Origin of the sequence: Streptomyces californicus, assembly GCF_000717645.1 — a bacterium.
In the GTDB taxonomy this organism is placed as follows: Bacteria; Actinomycetota; Actinomycetes; order Streptomycetales; family Streptomycetaceae; genus Streptomyces; species Streptomyces californicus.
The window spans coordinates 1-18,568 of sequence record NZ_JNZZ01000013.1; the positions used below are offsets into that span (position 1 = coordinate 1).

At 72.6% G+C, this 18,568-nt stretch carries 17 protein-coding genes; 11 read left to right on the plus strand and 6 right to left on the minus strand.

What is annotated here, in order from left to right:
* The 3 genes from IF19_RS0117655 to IF19_RS0117665 form a co-directional block, all read right to left on the minus strand.
* Positions 1-1,579 (minus strand): NADH-quinone oxidoreductase subunit C (locus tag IF19_RS0117655; RefSeq protein WP_106974959.1); only part of this gene is annotated, 1,579 nt, incomplete at its 3' end.
* Positions 1,576-2,391 carry an NADH-quinone oxidoreductase subunit B gene (locus IF19_RS0117660; protein WP_234313245.1) on the minus strand — a complete coding sequence of 272 codons (816 nt, stop codon included), beginning with the start codon at positions 2,389-2,391 and terminating at the stop codon, positions 1,576-1,578. The genes IF19_RS0117655 and IF19_RS0117660, both read right to left, overlap by 4 nt.
* Positions 2,382-2,789, minus strand: a complete 408-nt coding sequence (locus tag IF19_RS0117665; protein WP_030112874.1) for an NADH-quinone oxidoreductase subunit A — start codon at positions 2,787-2,789, stop codon at positions 2,382-2,384. Before IF19_RS0117665 ends, IF19_RS0117660 begins: the two co-directional genes overlap by 10 nt.
* Before the next feature lie 640 nt (positions 2,790-3,429).
* Between IF19_RS0117665 and IF19_RS0117670 the strand changes: the two genes are divergently transcribed.
* From IF19_RS0117670 to IF19_RS0117685, 4 genes are all read left to right on the plus strand, one after another.
* Positions 3,430-4,791: a sensor histidine kinase gene (locus IF19_RS0117670; protein WP_030112875.1), complete on the plus strand. Its 1,362-nt coding sequence runs from the start codon at positions 3,430-3,432 to the stop codon at positions 4,789-4,791.
* A 233-nt stretch (positions 4,792-5,024) separates the two neighbouring features.
* Positions 5,025-5,684, plus strand: a complete 660-nt coding sequence (locus IF19_RS0117675; RefSeq protein WP_030112876.1) for a response regulator transcription factor — start codon at positions 5,025-5,027, stop codon at positions 5,682-5,684.
* 602 nt (positions 5,685-6,286) lie between these two features.
* A complete protein-coding gene (locus IF19_RS0117680) occupies positions 6,287-8,251 on the plus strand; it encodes a 2-oxoacid:acceptor oxidoreductase subunit alpha (RefSeq protein ID WP_030122091.1) in 1,965 nt (654 codons plus the stop codon).
* Complete coding sequence (locus IF19_RS0117685) at positions 8,244-9,317, plus strand: 2-oxoacid:ferredoxin oxidoreductase subunit beta (protein WP_030112878.1); 1,074 nt, start codon at positions 8,244-8,246, stop codon at positions 9,315-9,317. The genes IF19_RS0117680 and IF19_RS0117685 overlap by 8 nt, the downstream gene beginning before the upstream one ends.
* Positions 9,318-9,568: 251 nt before the next feature.
* Here the strand turns inward: IF19_RS0117685 and IF19_RS0117690 are convergent, their stop codons facing one another.
* Positions 9,569-9,961 carry a winged helix-turn-helix transcriptional regulator gene (locus IF19_RS0117690; protein ID WP_030112879.1) on the minus strand — a complete coding sequence of 131 codons (393 nt, stop codon included), beginning with the start codon at positions 9,959-9,961 and terminating at the stop codon, positions 9,569-9,571.
* Positions 9,962-10,063: 102 nt separating this feature from the next.
* Between IF19_RS0117690 and IF19_RS0117695 the strand changes: the two genes are divergently transcribed.
* The 4 genes from IF19_RS0117695 (at position 10,064) to IF19_RS0117710 (ending at position 14,936) form a co-directional block, all read left to right on the plus strand.
* Positions 10,064-10,927 (plus strand): SDR family oxidoreductase, encoded by an 864-nt coding sequence (locus IF19_RS0117695; protein ID WP_030112880.1) that lies wholly within the window; start codon positions 10,064-10,066, stop codon positions 10,925-10,927.
* A 305-nt stretch (positions 10,928-11,232) separates the two neighbouring features.
* A complete protein-coding gene (rarD, locus tag IF19_RS0117700; protein WP_030112881.1) occupies positions 11,233-12,327 on the plus strand; it encodes an EamA family transporter RarD in 1,095 nt (364 codons plus the stop codon).
* 71 nt (positions 12,328-12,398) lie between these two features.
* Entirely contained in the window at positions 12,399-14,402 is a 2,004-nt protein-coding gene (locus IF19_RS0117705; RefSeq protein WP_050493940.1) for an FAD-dependent monooxygenase, read from the plus strand.
* Positions 14,403-14,414: 12 nt separating this feature from the next.
* Positions 14,415-14,936, plus strand: a complete 522-nt coding sequence (locus tag IF19_RS0117710; protein ID WP_032747179.1) for a hypothetical protein — start codon at positions 14,415-14,417, stop codon at positions 14,934-14,936.
* Positions 14,937-15,084: 148 nt separating this feature from the next.
* Here the strand turns inward: IF19_RS0117710 and IF19_RS0117720 are convergent, their stop codons facing one another.
* The gene (locus IF19_RS0117720; RefSeq protein ID WP_030112884.1) at positions 15,085-15,795 is read right to left on the minus strand and encodes a CGNR zinc finger domain-containing protein; all 711 of its coding nucleotides are present in this window, start codon (positions 15,793-15,795) and stop codon (positions 15,085-15,087) included.
* A 129-nt stretch (positions 15,796-15,924) separates the two neighbouring features.
* On the opposite strand from IF19_RS0117720, the gene IF19_RS0117725 reads away from it, so the two are divergent.
* Entirely contained in the window at positions 15,925-16,380 is a 456-nt protein-coding gene (locus IF19_RS0117725) for a VOC family protein (protein ID WP_030122086.1), read from the plus strand.
* A 153-nt stretch (positions 16,381-16,533) separates the two neighbouring features.
* On the opposite strand, the gene IF19_RS0117730 is transcribed toward IF19_RS0117725, so the two are convergent.
* Positions 16,534-17,724: a hypothetical protein gene (locus IF19_RS0117730; protein WP_030112886.1), complete on the minus strand. Its 1,191-nt coding sequence runs from the start codon at positions 17,722-17,724 to the stop codon at positions 16,534-16,536.
* Positions 17,725-17,992: 268 nt separating this feature from the next.
* On the opposite strand from IF19_RS0117730, the gene IF19_RS1000000137690 reads away from it, so the two are divergent.
* Together IF19_RS1000000137690 and IF19_RS0117740 are read left to right on the plus strand one after the other, a co-directional pair.
* Positions 17,993-18,130, plus strand: coding sequence for a hypothetical protein (locus IF19_RS1000000137690; protein ID WP_169749617.1), 138 nt, complete (start codon positions 17,993-17,995; stop codon positions 18,128-18,130).
* A gap of 39 nt (positions 18,131-18,169) precedes the next feature.
* The gene (locus IF19_RS0117740) at positions 18,170-18,547 is read left to right on the plus strand and encodes a hypothetical protein (protein WP_030112887.1); all 378 of its coding nucleotides are present in this window, start codon (positions 18,170-18,172) and stop codon (positions 18,545-18,547) included.
* The last annotated feature ends 21 nt before the right edge of the window (positions 18,548-18,568 follow it).

An 18,568-nucleotide genomic window follows, 5' to 3' on the forward strand; every position in this document is an offset into this window, starting at 1 on the left:
GGTCGGGGGCGGGGCCGTCCGGGGCGATGCGCTTTTCCGGCTCGGCGTGGTCCGGATCGGGGCGCTTCTCCGGTTCGGCGTGGTCCGGGGCGGGGCGCTTCTCCGGTTCGGCGTGGTCCGGATCGGGGCGTTCCGGATCGGGCTGCGCCGGGTCGGTGCGTTCCGGTCGGGAGTCGCGCGCGCCTGTGGGCTCGGCGGTGGGCCCGCCCGGGTCGGGCTCGTCGAACGCCGGCTGGGCGTCATGCCACGGGGCGTCCGCGCTGCGTACGCGGCGCGGGGGCCTCGGGGTGCCGCCGGGCGGGTCGGTCGAAGGCTTCTGCGCCCCGTCGCGGGCATCCGCCTCCGATGTCGACGCCGAACGCTGACTGGCCGAGCCACCCGAAGCGGAACGGGAACGCCGGGCCCGGGCGGACGGGGGCTCCGCCGGACCGTCGGCGGGTCGCTGCTGGCTGGCCGAACCGTCCGAGGCGGAACGGGACCGGCGTGGCGGCCGGGCCGCCGGGGGCGCGGCCGACTCGTCCGGCGCGGGCGACTCGTCCGGTGCGGGGCGCTGACTAGCCGAACCACCCGAAGCGGAACGGGAACGACGCGGCGGAGCCGCCGGGGTCCCGCCCGGCGTCGGGGCACCGCCCGGCGTCGGCGAGGTCGCGGGCGGCGTCGCGGGGGCCTCGGGACCGGTCGCCGTGCGCGCCTCGGGACCGGTCGCCGCAGGGGCCTGCGCCCCGGCACCGGTCTCGGTACGCGTCTCCGCCTCCGTAGGCGTGGGGCGCTGGGCCGCCGATCCCTCGCTCGCGCTGCGGGTACGGCGGAGCGGGCGGTCGGCCGCCGTGCGGGCGGCGCGGGCCGGACGGGCGGCGGCCGGGGGGAGCTGGCCCTTCAGGGGCCCCCACTCATTCGGGTCGGGCACTCCGGGCGGAAGCATCGCGCGGCGCTTGGGCCCGGTGTGGCCGTCCGCCGGCTCCCCCGGCTCCTTCGCCCCCGGCCACGCCTTGGCGACCCGCGCGGCCAGGACGAAGTCCTTACGCAGCGGGTGGCCCTCGAAACCTTCCGGCAGAAGCAGCGGAACGAGGTGGGGGTGGCCGTCGAAAGCCACGCCGAACATCTCGTGCGTCTCGCGTTCGTGCCACGCGGCGCCCGCGTACACGTCGACGGCGCTGGGCAGGACGGCCGCGCCGTGCGGCACGGTCGTCCGGACCATGAGCCGCCGTACCGACCCCGTGCCCAGGGCCGCGACGTGGGCGCAGACGCGGAAACCGACGCCCGGTTCGTCCACGGCGCTGAGCCAGTCGAAGTAGGTGCAGCCGAGTTCGTCGCGGGCGGTCCGCAACGCGGTGAGCCAGGTCGCGGCGGGGACGTCGACGGTCAGCAGGTCGTACGCCGACTCCGCGGCGGCCTCGTCGCCGAACAGGTCGGTGACCGCGTCCGGCAGCCGGTCATACGCCTCGGCCGAAACAGCAGCCTCCCCCGGAACGGCGGGCTCCGCCGGAACGGCCGGCTCCGCGGCATCGGCCGGAGCGGGCGCGTCGGGAGTATCCGCCGCGTCGGGCGCGGGCGCCGCGTGCGGGTCCTGGTCGCTCATCGCGGACCCTCCTCGTCGGGCGTCGTGTCCGGCGTGGCGGCCGTGGCCGACGGGTCGGCCGGACGGGCCGGACCAGACGGATCAGCCGGATCGGCCGGTTCGACCGGATCGGCGGGATCGGCCGGGTCGGCAGGCGGCTTCGGCGCGGTGACCAGGCCGCTGCGCAGGGCGGCCGTGGACGGGGCGCCGCCGGGTGCGACGGAGGCGTACCGCTCGGCGAGCGACTCGCGCGCGATCTTCTCCTGGAGTTTGAGGATCCCCTGGAGCAGCGCCTCGGGCCGGGGCGGGCAGCCGGGTACGTAGACGTCGACGGGGATGATCTGGTCGACGCCCTTGGTCACGGAGTACGAGTCCCAGTAGGGGCCTCCGCAGTTGGAGCAGGCGCCGAAGGAGATGACGTACTTCGGTTCGGGCATCTGCTCGTAGAGCCGCTTCACGGCGGGGGCCATCTTGTCGGTCACCGTGCCGGACACGATCATGAGGTCGGCCTGGCGCGGACCGGGGGCGAACGGGATCACGCCGAGCCGGATGAAGTCGTGGCGCGCCATGGACGCGGCGATGAACTCGATGGCGCAGCAGGCGAGTCCGAAGTTGAAGACCCAGAGGCTGTAACGGCGGCCCCAGTTGAGGACGACCTTCATGGGCTCCGGCGCGAGCCGGGAGAGCACGCCGAGGCGCTTGGGCTCGGGGAGCGGGACCGCGCCGGACGACGGCGACGGCGCGGAAGGCGCCCGCTGACCGGATGGCGACGGAGCCGGAGGCGGGGGCGCGGGCTCCTGCGACGCGGGGGTCGGCCGGCTCGTCAGGCCCATGCGAGGACGCCCTTCTTCCATGCGTAGAGCAGTCCCACGGCCAGGAAGCCGAGGAAGATGAACATTTCGACCAGGGTCGTCGCCCCGTATCCGGGCGCCGCGAACACCGTGGCCCACGGGAACAGGAAGATGGAGTCGACGGCGAAGATCACGTAGAGGAACGCGTAGACGTAGTAGCGGACCTGGGTGTGTGCCCAGCCCTCACCGACCGGATCGACGCCGCACTCATAGGTGAGCAGCTTCTCCGGGGTGGGGACGACGGGCCGCAGCAGTCGCCCGGCCCCGAAGGCCACGGCGACGAACAGGACGCCGATCACGGCGAGCAGGCCGATGAAGGAGTAGCCCCGGAAGTACTCCGGGGCGGCGAGTGCGGTGAATCCGTCCGCCGCACCGGTCATGTCCGTCACGTCGGCCACGTCCGCCCCTCACTCCCTCGTCGTCCGCGTCTGTCCCGCGCGTCCGTGCTGTCCCACGGGCCGGTCCTGCCCGTGCCGTCCCACGGGTCCGTTCCGTCCTTGCCGTCCCCTGGGCCAGTTCTGTACGCACGGGAGTCTAGGGCCTGCTAAAGGGGGCGTAAGCAGCCGCGTCGGACATCAGGTGGGGTTATCCCTCCTTCACTCCCGCCTATGAGCCCCATGGTGGGCGCGGGTCCGGCCCGGCAGGCTGGGGGTATGACCATGAGCCCTCCCCCGGCGGCCCCGAGCGGTTGCCGCCCGGCTCGTCCTGGACTCTCCGGAGGGCGGCCCGACGACCGTCACCGCCGAACCGCCCTGGCGCGTCCGAGGCTCCGACCGCCCGCTCGCGGGGCCTGTGGCCGCAGCACCTTCCGATCGCAGGACCCCTGGGGGCCCGAGTACCGGGGTGGGGAAAACCCCCGGTCGAATACGGAGAAGGGCCCCATGGTGCGGAAAGCCACTGGCCAGCACCCTTGAGGAAGAACAGTGAGCCGCCCCCACACGCGGCCCTCGTACCCCGAGCGCAGCCCGAGCACAGCCCACTGAGACTGAGACAGAGACAGAAACGGAACGGACGGAACTCATGGCCATGGCATACGGACCGGACACGCGGGACCGGGAGCATCGGGGTGCCGGCCCGGGCTTCGGAGCGAAGGCTCCGGTGACACGTTTCCTCCCGGCTCCGCTGCGCGCGCCCCTGGAGGGCCGCACCTGGCGCGAGCTGCTCTACACACTGCTGAGTTTCCCGCTCAGCACGGTCATGTTCTGCTTCTCGATCACCATGGTGTCGATGAGCGCGGGCCTGCTGGTCACCTTCATCGGCATACCGGTGCTGGCGGTCGGGCTCGCCTTCTGCCGGGGTTTCGGCGTGCTGGAGCGGCACCGGGCGCGCGCTCTGCTGGGCGTGGAGGTGGATGACCCGGAGCGGGTGCGGGGGAAGACCGGCGGCGCGATGTCGTGGATGGGGTCGATCCTCAAGAGCGGGGTCTCCTGGCGCCACCTGCTGTACACGCTGCTGCACTTCCCCTGGTCCACGTTCACGTTCGTCGTCGCCATCACGGTCTGGTCGACCGGCCTGACCGCGTTGACGTATCCGCTGTGGTTCTGGCTCTTCCCGCTGTTCGGGGGGCAGGGCGGAATCCAGCTGTACGGGGACGAGACCCATCGGGAGTATCTGGACACGCCCTTCGAGCTGGCGGTGGCCGGCGGTATCGGACTGGTGCTGGTGATGGCGGCGCCGTGGATCGTGCGCGGGCTGCTGGTGGTGGACCGCCTGATGGTCACCGGGCTGCTGGGCCCGTCCACGCTGGCGACCCGGGTCTCCGAGCTGGAGTCGGACCGGGGTGTGGTCGTGGACACGGCCGCCGCCGACCTGCGCCGCATCGAGCGGGACCTGCACGACGGGGCCCAGGCCCGGCTGGTCGCCCTCGCCATGGACCTGGGCCTGGCGAAGGAGAAGCTGACCGACGACCCGGAGGCCGCCGCCCGGATGGTGGACGAGGCGCACAGCGAGGTGAAGGTGGCGCTTCAGGAGCTACGCGACCTGGCCCGGGGCATCCACCCCGCCGTCCTCACCGACCGGGGCCTGGACGCCGCACTCTCCTCCATATCCTCGCGCTGCACAGTCCCGGTCCAGGTCTCGGTGGACCTGGACACACGGCCGGCGCAGGCGATCGAGGGCATCGCGTACTTCACCGTCTCGGAGCTGCTCCAGAACATCAGCAAGCACTCCCGGGCCACCCGGGCGACGGTCGACGTGTGGCGGGCGGCCGACCGGCTGATGCTCCAGGTCACGGACAACGGCCGGGGCGGGGCGTCACCGGAGTCCGGCGGCGGTCTGGCCGGGCTGGCCGAGCGTCTGGACGCCGTGGACGGGGTCCTCGTGGTCGACTCCCCGGCGGGCGGCCCGACGACGGTCACGGCCGAGCTTCCCTGGCGGGGCTGACCCGCACCCGTACCGCCGCCCTCTTCGTGCCCGCCTCTCCCTGCTGGGCGGGCACGAAGAGGGCCCGGGGCCGTGGTTATCCACAGGCCGGCCCGGCCGTTGCCCTTCCCTGGGATGCTTGGGCGGTCGGGGCGTGACGCGCAGTGGTCGGGCGCGGTGCGTACGGGGTCGCGGAGAGCGCGGCGTATTCGGAACAGTGGGGGCTCGCAGTCGTGCAGAACGTGGAGAACAGGGTGCGTGTGGTCATCGCCGAGGATTCGGTCCTGCTCAGGGAGGGACTCACCCGGCTGCTCACCGACCTCGGGCACGACGTGGTCGCCGGGGTCGCCGACGCCGAGGCGCTGCTCAAGAAGGTGGCGGAGCTCGACGCCCAGCAGGCGCTTCCGGATGTGGTGGTCGCCGATGTCCGGATGCCGCCCACGCACACCGACGAAGGGGTGCGCGCGGCGGTGCGGCTGCGGAAGGACTACCCGGACGTCGGGGTGCTGGTCCTCTCGCAGTACGTGGAGGAGCGGTACGCGACCGAGCTGCTGGCGGGCAGCAGCAACGGGGTGGGCTATCTGCTGAAGGACCGGGTGGCCGAGGTCCGGGAGTTCGTGGACGCCGTCGTCCGGGTGGCCGGGGGCGGCACGGCGCTGGACCCGGAGGTGGTGGCTCAGCTGCTGGGCCGCAGCCGCAAGCAGGACGTGCTGGTCGGGCTGACGCCGCGCGAGCGGGAGGTCCTCGGTCTGATGGCGGAGGGCCGGACCAACTCCGCCATCGCCCGGCAGCTCGTGGTGAGCGACGGGGCGGTCGAGAAGCACGTCAGCAACATCTTCCTGAAGCTGGGGCTCTCGCCCAGCGACGGGGACCACCGGCGCGTCCTCGCCGTACTGACCTATCTGAACACCTAGAAATCTGACACCCTGTCAGATACGGAGGCTGGGCGGGACACGGGCCCCGGAAGCGTCGAACAGAAACCACGGGCCCGCCGGACGGGCTCGCCGGGCCGAAACCGGGCGGACTCACCGGACGGGCTCACCGGGCCGACACCGGCCGGACTCGCCGGACGGGCCCACCGGGCGGACGCCGGCCGGACCCGCCCCGGGCGGACGCCGGGTGGGCCCACCGGGGGCGTCCGCCGGGTGTCACGGAGGTGCGGTGGTGTTGCGGGAGCGCTTCGGGAGCACGGCGGGGGCCCCGGGGTGTCCGCCGTCCGCCGCGTGGGCACCTCTTGATCGAGCGGGACGCGGGGAGAACGACACTCGGGAGATGGAGAAGGCGGGGGGGCAGAGCCAGGTCGAGACCTAGGCCCAAAGGCGCAGGGGGCAGTCCCCTCCGTCACCCGTCCTACGGGCCCGTAAAACATGACAGAACCAGCGAAAAGGGTGTCTCAAAACAGCGTCCACCATATGATCGATCCCTGGAAGGCCCCGTACGCGGACGTAGGGTGGCCTCTGGGATCGCCGGCTGGCCGGACGGTTCCGAACAGCCGCCCCAAGGGAGGTCCAGTTCAGTGACGAGCCAGGTCAGTAGCGCGGCGGAGAAGGCCGATGAGGCCAATGCCGCCGCCCTCGGGGGCCAGCGAGCCCCCCTGTCAGGTACGACGGGCACCACGGGCGGCGACGGGAAGGAAGTCCGCCGCCTGGACCGGGTGATCATCCGCTTCGCGGGTGACTCGGGTGACGGCATGCAGCTCACGGGTGACCGGTTCACGTCGGAGACGGCGTCGTTCGGCAACGACCTGTCCACCCTGCCGAACTTCCCCGCCGAGATCCGCGCTCCCGCGGGGACTCTGCCGGGCGTCTCCTCGTTCCAGCTCCACTTCGCGGACCACGACATCCTCACCCCGGGTGACGCCCCGAACGTGCTGGTGGCGATGAACCCCGCCGCGTTGAAGGCGAACATCGCGGACGTGCCGCGCGGCGCGGAGATCATCGTGAACACCGACGAGTTCACGAAGCGGCCGATGGCGAAGGTCGGGTATGCGACCAGTCCGCTGGAGGACGGCTCGCTGGAGGCGTACAACGTGCACCCGGTGCCGTTGACGACGCTGACGCTGGAAGCGCTGAAGGAGTTCGGGCTCCCCCGCAAGGAGGCCGAGCGCTCCAAGAACATGTTCGCGCTGGGCCTGCTGTCGTGGATGTACAACCGGCCGACCGAGGGGACGGAGACGTTCCTGCGGGCCAAGTTCGCGAAGAAGCCGCAGATCGCCGAGGCGAACGTGGCGGCGTTCCGGGCGGGGTGGAACTTCGGGGAGACGACCGAGGACTTCGCGGTCTCCTACGAGGTCGCCCCGGCCTCGCAGGCGTTCCCCACGGGGACGTACCGCAACATCTCGGGGAACCTGGCGCTGTCCTACGGGCTGATCGCCGCCGGGCAGCTGGCGGACCTGCCGCTCTACCTGGGGTCGTATCCGATCACCCCGGCCTCGGACATCCTGCACGAGCTGTCCCGGCACAAGAACTTCGGTGTGCGGACCTTCCAGGCCGAGGACGAGATCGCGGGGATCGGCGCGGCTCTCGGTGCGGCGTTCGGCGGGTCGCTGGCGGTGACGACGACGTCCGGACCCGGTGTGGCGCTCAAGTCGGAGACCATCGGGCTCGCGGTCTCGCTGGAGCTGCCCCTGCTGATCGTCGACATCCAGCGCGGCGGCCCCTCGACGGGTCTGCCGACCAAGACGGAGCAGGCCGATCTGCTCCAGGCGATGTACGGCAGGAACGGCGAGGCCCCGGTTCCGGTGGTGGCGCCGCGCACCCCGGCCGACTGCTTCGACGCGGCGATCGACGCGGCGCGGATCGCGCTGACGTACCGGACGCCGGTGTTCCTGCTCTCCGACGGCTACCTCGCCAACGGTTCCGAGCCCTGGCGGATCCCGGAGACGGACACGCTGCCCGATCTGAAGACGCCGTTCGCCACCGGCCCGAACCACACGGCGGCCGACGGCACCGAGGTGTTCTGGCCCTACAAGCGCGACCCGCGGACCCTGGCCCGCCCCTGGGCCGTCCCCGGGACGGCCGGGCTCGAACACCGTATCGGCGGGATCGAGAAGCAGGACGGCACCGGCAACATCTCCTACGACCCGGCCAACCACGACTTCATGGTCCGCACCCGGCAGGCCAAGATCGACGGCATCGAGGTCCCCGACCTGGAGGTCGACGACCCGGCCGACGCGGCGACGCTGGTGCTCGGCTGGGGCTCGACGTACGGGCCGATCACCGCCGCCGTGCGCCGTCTGCGTGCCTCCGGCGCGTCCATCGCCCAGGCCCACCTGCGCCACCTCAACCCCTTCCCGAAGAACCTCGGCGAGGTGGTGAAGCGCTACGACAAGGTCGTCGTCCCGGAGATGAACCTCGGTCAGCTCGCGATGCTGCTGAGAGCGAAGTACCTGGTGGACGCCCACAGCTACAACCAGGTCAACGGAATGCCGTTCAAGGCGGAGCAGCTCGCCACGGCCCTCAAGGAGGCCATCGATGCCTGACACCGAGGAACTGCACCACAACGACCTGCTGCAGCTGGTGCCCAAGGCCGAGGCGAAGCAGTCCATGAAGGACTTCAAGTCCGACCAGGAAGTGCGCTGGTGCCCCGGCTGCGGCGACTACGCGGTGCTCGCCGCCGTCCAGGGCTTCATGCCGGAGCTGGGCCTCGCCAAGGAGAACATCACCTTCGTCTCCGGTATCGGCTGCTCCTCCCGGTTCCCGTACTACATGAACACCTACGGGATGCACTCCATCCACGGCCGCGCCCCGTCCATCGCGACCGGGCTCGCCACCTCGCGCCGCGATCTGTCGGTATGGGTGGTCACGGGTGACGGCGACGCGCTCTCCATCGGCGGCAACCACCTGATCCACGCCCTGCGCCGCAACGTCAACCTCAAGATCCTGCTGTTCAACAACCGGATCTACGGGCTGACGAAGGGCCAGTACAGCCCCACCTCCGAGCTGGGCAAGATCACCAAGTCGACGCCGATGGGCTCGCTCGACGCGCCCTTCAACCCGGTCTCGCTCGCGCTGGGCGCGGAGGCGACGTTCGTCGCCCGGACCGTCGACTCCGACCGCAAGCACCTCACCAGCGTGCTGCGCGCCGCCGCCGAGCACCCGGGCACAGCACTGGTGGAGATCTACCAGAACTGCAATATCTTCAACGACGGCGCGTTCGAGGTCCTCAAGGACAAGGAGCAGGCCGCGGAGGCCGTCATCCGGCTCGAACACGGACAGCCGATCCTCTTCGGTTCCCAGGAGCCCAAGGGCGTCGTCCGCGATCCGGCCACCGGTGACCTCAAGGTCGTGGCCGTCACGGACGAGAACCGTTCGCAGGTGCTGGTCCACGACGCGCACGCGGAATCGCCCACGACGGCGTTCGCGCTGTCCCGGATCGCCGACGCCGACACGTTGCACCACACCCCCATCGGGGTGCTGCGCAGCGTGGAGCGGCCCGTCTACGACACGCTGATGGCGGACCAGTTGGACGCCGCCGTGGAGCAGAGCGGCAAAGGCGACCTCGGCGCGCTCCTGGCGGGCACGGACACCTGGACGGTCGTCGGCTGAGCCGTCCGGGGCATCCCACCGGGGCCCGGATCTGATCCCTCAGCGGATCGGATCCGGGCCCCGGTGCGTGTGGCTGCCTCGATGGAGCTGCGCCGGGCCTCGGGTGGGTGGCCGCCCCTTGATGCAGCGCCCCCGGGCCCGGGCGAGTGACGACCCTCCGGCCTGGGCACACCCCGGCCGCAACGCCACAGCGGCCCGGCGGCCCGGCGGCTCGGCCGCCCGGCGGCCCGGCGGCCCGGCGGCCCGGCGTTTCAGGCTCTGGTCTCGTCGTACGCCGTGCGGGCGGCTTCCACCGTGTCCACCTGGCTCTCGATCCAGCAGGCCAGCGCCACCACCTGTTCGGCGGCCCGGACGCCGAGCGGGGTCAGCGAGTAGTCCACGCGCGGCGGGATCACCGGCTTGGCGTCCCGGTGCACGAACCCGTCGCGTTCCAGGGTCCGCAGGGTCTGGGCGAGCATCTTCTCGCTGACCCCGCCCACCTCGCGGCGCAGTTCGCTGAAGCGGTGCGAACGCTCCAGCAGCGCCGCCAGTACGAGCACGCCCCAGCGGCTCGTCACGTGTTCCAGGATCAGCCGGGACGGGCACTGCGGCTCTCCGGACACGCGTCCGGGCTGCCGAAGACCTCCCGTTGCACTTACCACCATGCCAGTACCTTACTTCAAAGTGGGTACTTTCTCTGAGTTAGCGCTTCCCTTAGGGTTGTGAACGAAGCAAGAAGTGGACCATCCCGAATCGGAGAACCCCCCATGAGCATCGTTGTCACCGGAGCCACCGGAGCGCTCGGCCGCCTCGTCGTGGATGACCTGCTGGCCACCGTCCCGGCCGAGCAGGTCGTCGCGGTGGTGCGCGACAAGGAGAAGGCCGCCGACCTCGCCGCCCGGGGCGTGGAGCTGCGCATCGCGGACTACAGCCGCCCCGAGACCCTGGCCGGGGCGTTCCGCTCCGGCGACCGGGTCCTGCTGATCTCCGGCAGCGAGGTGGGCCGGCGCGTGGCGCAGCACGCCGCGGTGATCGACGCGGCGAAGGCGGCGGGCGTCGCGCAGCTCGCGTACACGGGCATCCTCGGCGGGCCGGACGCGGACTTCACGCTGGCCGACGAGCACCGGGCCACCGAGCAGTTGGTCCTCGACTCCGGGCTGCCGTACACGTTCCTGCGCAACGGCTGGTACACGGAGAACTACACCGCGAACCTGGCCCCGGTCCTGGAGCACCGCGCGGTCGTCTCCAACGCGGGCGAGGGCCGGATCGCCTCCGCGTCGCGCGCCGACTACGCCGCCGCCGCGGCGGCCGTGCTGACCGGCGACGGCCACCTGAACACCGCGTACGAGCTGAGCGGCGACACCGCCTGGCCGCTCGCCGCGTACGCGGCGCTGCTGTCGGAGCTGACCGGCGAGGAGATCGCGTACAGGAACGTTCCGGCCGCCGTGCACCAGGAGATCCTGGTCGGCGCGGGCGTGCCCGAGGGCTTCGCGGCGATCCTCGTCGACGTGGACGCGGCGATCGAGCGCGGCCGCCTGGCGGGGACGAGCGGTGACCTCGCCCGCCTCATCGGCCGTCCGACGACGCCCCTCGCCGAGACCGTACGCACGGCCCTGGCCGCCGCGAACTGAAGCGAACCGGCCCCTCCCCGGGAGGCCCCGGCCGTCCGCCGCCCTCCCCGCCCTCTCCGCGCGCACCGACCGGGCGGCCGGACGTCCGGACACCCGCCGCGCCCACACCCATACGCGCGCCCCGCACCCCCGCGACTCGCGCCCCGTGCGCCGGGGTGCGGGGCCGCGCGAGACGCGCCCCGCGCCCCGGCGCGCGTGTCATGAGCGTTTCCATGAGACGGCTATGACACGGAGACCCTTCCGGCGCTACCGTCATGCCGTCGGCGGATCGGCCGACGCGGGCGGGCCGCCAGGGAGGGCACACGGTGGAGGGGAAGAACGAACAGCGGGCAGGGCTGCTGTACGGAATCGGCGCGTACGTGATGTGGGGCCTGGTCCCCCTGTTCTGGCCGCTGCTCAAACCGTCCGGGGCGATCGAGATCCTGGCCCACCGGATGGTCTGGTCCCTGGGCGTCGTCACCATCGCGCTTCTGGCCGTACGCCGCTGGGCGTGGATCGGCGAACTGGTCCGCGACCGGCGTAAACTCGCCCTGATATCGGTCGCGGCGGCGACGATCACGGTCAACTGGGGCCTCTACATCTGGGCCGTGAACAACGGCCAGGTCGTCGAGGCCTCGCTCGGCTACTTCATCAATCCGCTGGTCACCATCGCCATGGGCGTCCTGCTGCTGGGCGAACGGCTGCGGCCCGTCCAGTGGGTCGCCGTCGCCACAGGCCTGGCGGCCGTCCTCGTCCTGGCGATCGGATACGGCAGGCCGCCCTGGATCTCGCTGGTGCTGGCGTTCTCCTTCGCCACGTACGGCCTGGTCAAGAAGAAGGTGAACATGGGCGGCCTGGAGTCCCTGGCCGCCGAGACCGCCGTGCTCTTCGTGCCCGCGCTCGGCTTCCTGCTGTGGCTCGCCGCCACCGGAAAGTCGACGTTCACGGCCGGCGGGACAGGACACGGGTTCCTGCTCGCCGCGACGGGCATCGTCACCGCCATTCCGCTGATCTGCTTCGGCGCGGCGGCGGTCCGGGTGCCGCTGTCCACGCTGGGGCTGCTCCAGTACCTGGCCCCGATCTTCCAGTTCGGGCTGGGCGTCGTCTACTTCAAGGAGTCCATGCCGCCCGAGCGGTGGGCCGGTTTCGCCCTGGTCTGGCTGGCGCTGTCACTGCTGACGTGGGACGCGCTGCGGACCGCCCGGCGCAACCGGGCGCTGGCGGTGAAGCTGCTGGCGACGGCCGCGGCCGCACCGGCGACGGCGACCCCGACACCCGAAGGCGCGGCGATCCTGCCCGGAGACGCGGCGATCCTGCCCAGCGACGCGGCGCCGCTGGGAGGCACGACGACCCAGGCACCCGAAGCCGCGACGACGGCCGGGACCGAAGCCCCGAACCCCGCCCAACAAAAGATTACCTAGTTGCTTTTCTTACTCGGTTGCGTTTTCCTGGTTCCGTACGGACACCGGGAGAACGCGAGCGAGGGAGAGCCATGGATGCGGACAGGGGTGCCGGAACGGTCACCAGCACGGACGTGACCGACGTACTCGTCGTGGGAGCGGGGCCCACCGGGCTGGTGCTGGCCTGCGATCTGGCTCGGCGCGGGATCGCCGTGCGGATCGTGGACCGGTCCCCCGCTCCCCCGCGCACCTCGCGCGCCAAGGGCCCCAACCCCCGGTCGCTGGAGATCCTGGACGATCTCGGGGTGGCGGAGGCGGTACTCGCCGCAGGCTCGGCCCCGTTGCCGATGCTCAAGTACCGCGACCGCGCCCCCGTCGCGCGGGCCGACCCGTGGGCCGGCTCCGCCCCGTCCCCGGACGCGGCGTACGACCGGGCGTGGCTGGTCGCCCAGTGGCGGCTGGAGGAGATCCTGCGGGCGCGGCTGGCCGGGTACGGCGTACGAGTCGAACTCGGCCGCGAGGTCGTGGGCCTGACGCAGCCCCCGGACACACCCGCCGAAGCCGGAGCCAAAGCCGAGGACGGACCCGAAGCCGATGCCGAGGCAAGCCGTGTCGTCGTCACGTTCGCCGAGGACCGCCGGGGCGAGGAGGCGGCCCTCCGGGCGCGGTACGTCGTCGGCTGCGACGGCGCGCACAGTTCCGTACGGAAGCTGCTCGGCATCGGGTTCGAGGGGACCACCCGGGAGGACCAGGTGATGGTCTGCGGCGATGTGGAGCTGGCCGAGGACGCCCTGGACCGCGGGCTGTGGCACCAGTGGTTCGACGAGGACGGCGCGGTGATGCTCTGCCCGATCCCCGGTACGCGGACGGGCTGGTGGTTCCAGTCCGGGCCTGAGCGGGACGGGCGGGGACGGCCGCTCGCGCCGACCGCCGACGGGTTCCGGCGGCTGCTCGCCCACCACACCGGGCTGCCGGGGCAGGCCCTCACGCGGGCCGAGCTGCTGTCGACGTACCGGGTCAACGTGCGGATGGCGGACCGTTTCCGCGCGGGGCGGGTCTTCCTCGCGGGCGATGCGGCGCACGTGCACGCCATCGCGGGCGGCCTCGGGATGAACACCGGCATCCAGGACGCGTTCAACCTCGGCTGGAAGCTGGGTGAGGTGCTCGCGGGCCGGGCGGACCCCGAGTTGCTGGACACGTACGAGGAGGAACGCCTTCCGGTGGCCGCCCGCACGCTGGACCTCACGTCGGAGCGGCTGCGGGCCACGCTGGAGGCGATCCGCCGACCGGGCGGCGGCCTGGACTCGGCGATCACGGCGGACACCACCGGCCTGGGCGTCGGCTACCGCTGGAGCTCCCTGGCCGCCGACCGTACGCACCTCGACGCCAGCACGCATCCCGACGCCCATACGCACCCCGACCGCACGCACCCCGCCACCGTCACGCACCCCACCGGCGCCCCGCTCACCGCCGACGAGGGCCCGCAGGCCGGTGACCGTGCGCCGGACGCGCCGTGCACGGAGGCCGCGACCGGGGCCGGCACCCGGCTGCACCGCGTCTTCGCCGGCCCCCGCACCACGGTCCTCGGCTTCGGCCCCGGGAGCGCGGCGGTACTGGACGAGGTGGCGGCGACGTACGGCGGCACGGGCGTACGGACCTGCCGGGTGTACGCGGCGGACGAGGACCGGGGCGAGAACCGGGCCGGGGAACAGAGCCAGGAACAGAGCCAGGAACAGGGCGAGGAGCAGAGCGCAGATCGGCACGAGGGCCGCACGGGCGCGGAAGCCGGGCCGCCCGGCTGCGCGGTGATCGACGCCGAGGGCCACGCGGCGGCCGCGTACGGAACGGGAGCCTCCGCACGCGCCGATGCGTCTGCGGGCGGCGCGGCCTCCGGTGCGCGCACGGGCACGATCGTGGTCGTCCGGCCCGACCACCATGTGGGCCTCCGCGTCCCGGCCGACGACGCCCGCTCCGTACGGGAGTACCTGCGGCGGCTGCACGGAACGGGGCACTCCGCCGCACGGCCTCCGGAGCAGTCGTCGGAGCGGTCCCCGGACCGGTTCCCGGACATGGTGGACGCCGTGCGCAAAGGCTGATTGAGTGCCCGGATGGGGACTGTCCTGGGGGCCATGAGGAACGTGCGATGGCACGAGTTGCAGCACGCGTACGGTTCCGCGTCCCAGGTCCCCGTGGTGCTGTCGCGGATCGCGTGGGGCGACGCCCCGAACGCGGACGAGGCCCTGGGTGACCTGGGGCGCTGGATCGGCACCCCGCCCGTCTTCGATTCGACGGCGGCGACGGTTCCGTTCCTCTGGGAGCTGGCGGGTACGGACACGGTCCGGGACCGGGCGGGCGTCCTCGACCTGCTGGCCACGATCCTGGCCGCCGGGAACGACGGCCACCCGGCGTGGACCCGGGCGGCGCACGACGCGGTGGCGGCGGGCCGGGCGACGGCCGCACGCCTGGCCGAGGCCCCGCCCCGCACGGCCTCCGCGCCCGCCGGACCCTCCGCCCCGTCCGTGCGCGGGGCGGCGGCCCGCCTGCTGAACGCGATCGACGGGCACGGCTGCCCGGCCTGCCCCTCGTCCGTGCCCGCACCCGCACCCTCATCCGCAGCCCGCGAGGCGTAGGGCGAGGGCGGCGGGCCCGGTCATGATCCGCTGGATGTGCCCTACGGCTCGTACAGCGGGAGGAAGTGGATGACCGCCTCGGCGTGGCTTGCGGGGACGGATATCTCGATCTTCAGCCGTGTCATCCGGGGACCCTGACCATCGGTGCTCACGCGTCGGCCGCGCTGTTCCGGGCCCGGTGGGCGCGGACCTTGTGGCGGTTGCCGCACCGCTCCATCGAGCACCAGCGGCGCTTGCCGGGCCGGGAGGTGTCGACGAACAGCAGCCGGCAGTCGTGCGCGCCGCAGACCCGGATGCGGTGGGCGTACGCCCCGGTGAACAGGTCCACCGCGTCGCGGGCCACGGTGGACAGCAGCCCGGTCCCGGTTCCGCCCGGCCCCCACGCCCACGTGCCGTCCGCCGTCAGCCGGGGCGTCAGCGGCGGGTGCGCAGCCGCGTCGTTGAGGACGGCGAGGTCGTCCGGGGCGGGCCGCTCGCCCGCCACCCGCGCCTCCACCAGCCGCCACAACGCATCGCGCAACGCCCGCGCGCCCACCACCTCCGCCGCACTCACGACGAGCGCGCTCCCCCCACCGGAAGCGCCTCCCGAACCGGAACTCGAATCAGAACCCGAAGCGGAACCTGAGTCAGAACCCGAAGCGGAACCCGGTCCGGGAGCATCCCCCGCCCCCGGACCGGAAGCGCCCCCCGGCCCGAGCCCCCCGGGCAGTCGGCTCTCCTCCGCCCAGCGCACCAGGTCGGCCGGGTCGCGCAGCACCTCGAAGTACGCCAGCGGCCCCGGCCCCCCGGTCGGCAGCAACTCCAGGCAGAGCGCCCCCGGATCGAACCGGAACGAGCTCCCGTCCGGATGCCGCAGCACCAGTCCGGGAGACCGCGCGGGCCCGACGGGCTCCGACCGGCTCCGCGGACCCCCCTGCCCGGGTCGCCGCTCGGCCGGTTCCGGCGTGTCCGTTGCATCATCACTCATGTAACCACTATAAACGGTGTCATGACGCAGACACTCTCCTGGAAGCTCGTGATCGACAGCGCCGACCCGCATGCCCAGGCCGGGTTCTGGGCGGAGGCCCTGGGCTATGTCGTCGAGGACAACAGCCCGTTGATCGAACGGCTGCTCAGCGCCGGCGCGGTTCCCGAGGCGGCCACCACCCACGCGCACGGCCGCAGAGCCTGGCGCGATCTCGCGGCGGCCCGGCACCCGGACGACCCGTACGACGAGGTCAGCGGTACGGGGCACGGGCGGAGGCTGCTGTTCCAGCGGGTGCCGGAGCCGAAGACGGGGAAGAACCGGCTGCACATCGACGTGCACTCCGCGCCGGGCCGACGGGACGCGGAGGCGGAGCGACTGGTGGCGCTGGGGGCACGGGAGGGCCGCACGTTCGACGAGCAGGGCGGAAGCTGGGTCGTCATGACCGACCCGGAGGGCAACGAGTTCTGCCTCAGCTGACGAAGCCGGCAGGCAGCAGGGGCGGGTGTCGTCGTGGGCCGGGAAACTCCCGCCCCACGACGACACCCGCCCCACGACGACGCCCGCCCCGCTGCACCCCCGCGACGCCCGTCCCGCAGCGTCCGCCCCCTGACGCGACGGGCGCGCCGCCGTTCACCCCCGGCCGCAGCGGCGGCACACTCCTCGGCGGCGCAGGTAATACAGACAGGTGGCGGCACCCAGCGCAACGCCCCAGACCGTCCACAGGATCGAGGGGCCGACGATCCCCCACGAGACGGGGTCGAAGGCGCGTGCCGCCATCAGTCCGGCGGGGATGAGCGCGACCGCGACGAGCGCGGCGGGGACGACGGCGGTCGCCGGGTGGATCGTCCGCCCCTTCTTCCACCACACCCAGCGCGGCCACACCTCGCCCCACCGGGCGACCAGCCCGCGCATCAACAGGCTGCCGAGGGTCGACACGACTCCGAGCGCGAGTCCGATCTCCAGCATCCCGGGCGTTTCCCGCATCTCCCGGAGGAACTCCTCGGTGATCCCGAGAGGCTGGTCGAAGTACCAGGCGATACGGGTGATGTCGTACGGCAGCGTCGAGACCACCGCCACCAGCACCGCCCGCCGGCCCCACCTGCGCAGCCCGGCGGTGTCCGTGGTGTCCGTACGGGCTCCGGGGCCGTGCGGGGCGCGACCGCAGTGCACGCAGCGCCCGGCGGTGCGCCGTCGGTACGCGAGGGTCGCGGCGGCCCAGAGCAGTCCGCCGACGAAGACGATCAGCAGGTTCCCCCGGTGCCAGTAGAGGATGTCGCCCATGTCCTGCGGGCCCGGCACCCCGGTGAAGGCGAACACGAGCAGTACGGGCGAGAACACCAGCAGCCCGAGCAGCGAGTAGTCGGGGATCAGGAGGGCCAGTGCGATCCCGGCCGTCCACCCGTAGGCGAGCAGAGCCGTGCGGGCCCGGCCGGTCCCCGCCCTCCGCAGCATGAGGAGGCCGACGACCACGCCGAGCGCGCAGAACACGAACAGCACCGGGGCGACGATCTCGGCCCGGCTCGGCTCCAGGATCGACCCGGAGGAGCGGTCCTCGTGGACCCGTTCGTAGGGGAAGCCGTCCCCGCCGAACGCCCAGTACAGGGCCGCCGCCCCGTAGAGCGCGGACCATACGACCGCCAGGCGTCCGGACCAGTCCGGCCAGGCCGACCAACCCGGCCAGCCCCGCCATCGGCGTGGGCCCGGCCCCTCGCGGAGGCCCGATGACGCGCTTCCGCCCGGCTCCCGACGCCGGTGGCGGTCCTCGGCGCTCGGCGGGGACCCCTCCCCGGCAGGCGTCTCGTCGGTCACGGTGTTCGGCATGGTGGGCCCCCGCTCTCCGCTCGCCTCTGCGGCGGCGTCCGGTATCCGGTACGACGGGTCAAGGCTGTCGCGCAGGGGTGGGACCGCACATCTGCCGATCGGCAGATATCCGCGCGCCGCCGAACCGCCCCAGCGCGACGGCAGACGGCAGACGGCAGACGGCAGACGGGAAACGGGAAACGGCCGGAACAAGCGGCCGGAGCAACCCGCCAGGCGGTAGATGCGTCATACAGGGAGCCGACGTACCACCGAGGGAGAGCAGCAACCGATGGAAGAGCAGTTGGTCAGGGCGTTCAGGTTCGCCGCACGCGGAGTGGGCAGCGCACTCGACTACCTCGCCCTGCGCACCGGAGTCGGCACGCTGACCAACGGCGTGCGCAACGCCCTCGGCCTCAAGTCCTCCTAGGTTCTGTCCGGCGGATCATGACGTCGTAGGCTGCAGCGCATGCACAACACGCTGGCCGAGCACGCCCGGTGTCTTTACGGAGATGAGTACCGTCCGACACCGGCGTGTGGTCAGGAGCACCGCGAGCACTACTTCGTCGAAGAGCTGACGTTCGCCGATGCGGACGCGATTCTGTCGACGCTGCGGGAGCTCTGCCCGAATCTGGTCGACGGCCGGCTCCCGGTGTGGATTCGCAACCTCGCCTATCGCCTCGTGCTGCTGCAGAGGCCCGACGAACCGGCTCTACTTCGGGAGGCCGCGCAGAACCTGTGGCTGCACGGTCCGGACTGGGACAGCATCGCGGCAGAGCTCACGCAGCAGGCAGAAGTCCTGGAAAGGGGATCAGCTGCGGACTGTCGCCCCACTGGCCTGGCGTGATCAGCAGGGCCAGCCGCGCTT

What these genes read in the sequence shown, in the direction of transcription:
- IF19_RS0117725 (WP_030122086.1), top strand. Translation starts at nt 15,925, where the DNA reads ATGACGCAGACACTCTCCTGGAAGCTCGTGATCGACAGCGCCGACCCG.
- IF19_RS0117695 (WP_030112880.1), top strand. Translation starts at nt 10,064, where the DNA reads ATGAGCATCGTTGTCACCGGAGCCACCGGAGCGCTCGGCCGCCTCGTC.
- IF19_RS0117660 (WP_234313245.1), bottom strand. Translation starts at nt 2,391, where the DNA reads ATGGGCCTGACGAGCCGGCCGACCCCCGCGTCGCAGGAGCCCGCGCCC.
- IF19_RS0117740 (WP_030112887.1), top strand. Translation starts at nt 18,170, where the DNA reads ATGCACAACACGCTGGCCGAGCACGCCCGGTGTCTTTACGGAGATGAG.
- IF19_RS0117705 (WP_050493940.1), top strand. Translation starts at nt 12,399, where the DNA reads ATGGATGCGGACAGGGGTGCCGGAACGGTCACCAGCACGGACGTGACC.
- IF19_RS0117730 (WP_030112886.1), bottom strand. Translation starts at nt 17,724, where the DNA reads ATGCCGAACACCGTGACCGACGAGACGCCTGCCGGGGAGGGGTCCCCG.
- IF19_RS1000000137690 (WP_169749617.1), top strand. Translation starts at nt 17,993, where the DNA reads ATGGAAGAGCAGTTGGTCAGGGCGTTCAGGTTCGCCGCACGCGGAGTG.
- IF19_RS0117665 (WP_030112874.1), bottom strand. Translation starts at nt 2,789, where the DNA reads ATGACCGGTGCGGCGGACGGATTCACCGCACTCGCCGCCCCGGAGTAC.
- IF19_RS0117690 (WP_030112879.1), bottom strand. Translation starts at nt 9,961, where the DNA reads ATGGTGGTAAGTGCAACGGGAGGTCTTCGGCAGCCCGGACGCGTGTCC.
- IF19_RS0117685 (WP_030112878.1), top strand. Translation starts at nt 8,244, where the DNA reads ATGCCTGACACCGAGGAACTGCACCACAACGACCTGCTGCAGCTGGTG.
- IF19_RS0117670 (WP_030112875.1), top strand. Translation starts at nt 3,430, where the DNA reads ATGGCCATGGCATACGGACCGGACACGCGGGACCGGGAGCATCGGGGT.
- IF19_RS0117710 (WP_032747179.1), top strand. Translation starts at nt 14,415, where the DNA reads ATGGGGACTGTCCTGGGGGCCATGAGGAACGTGCGATGGCACGAGTTG.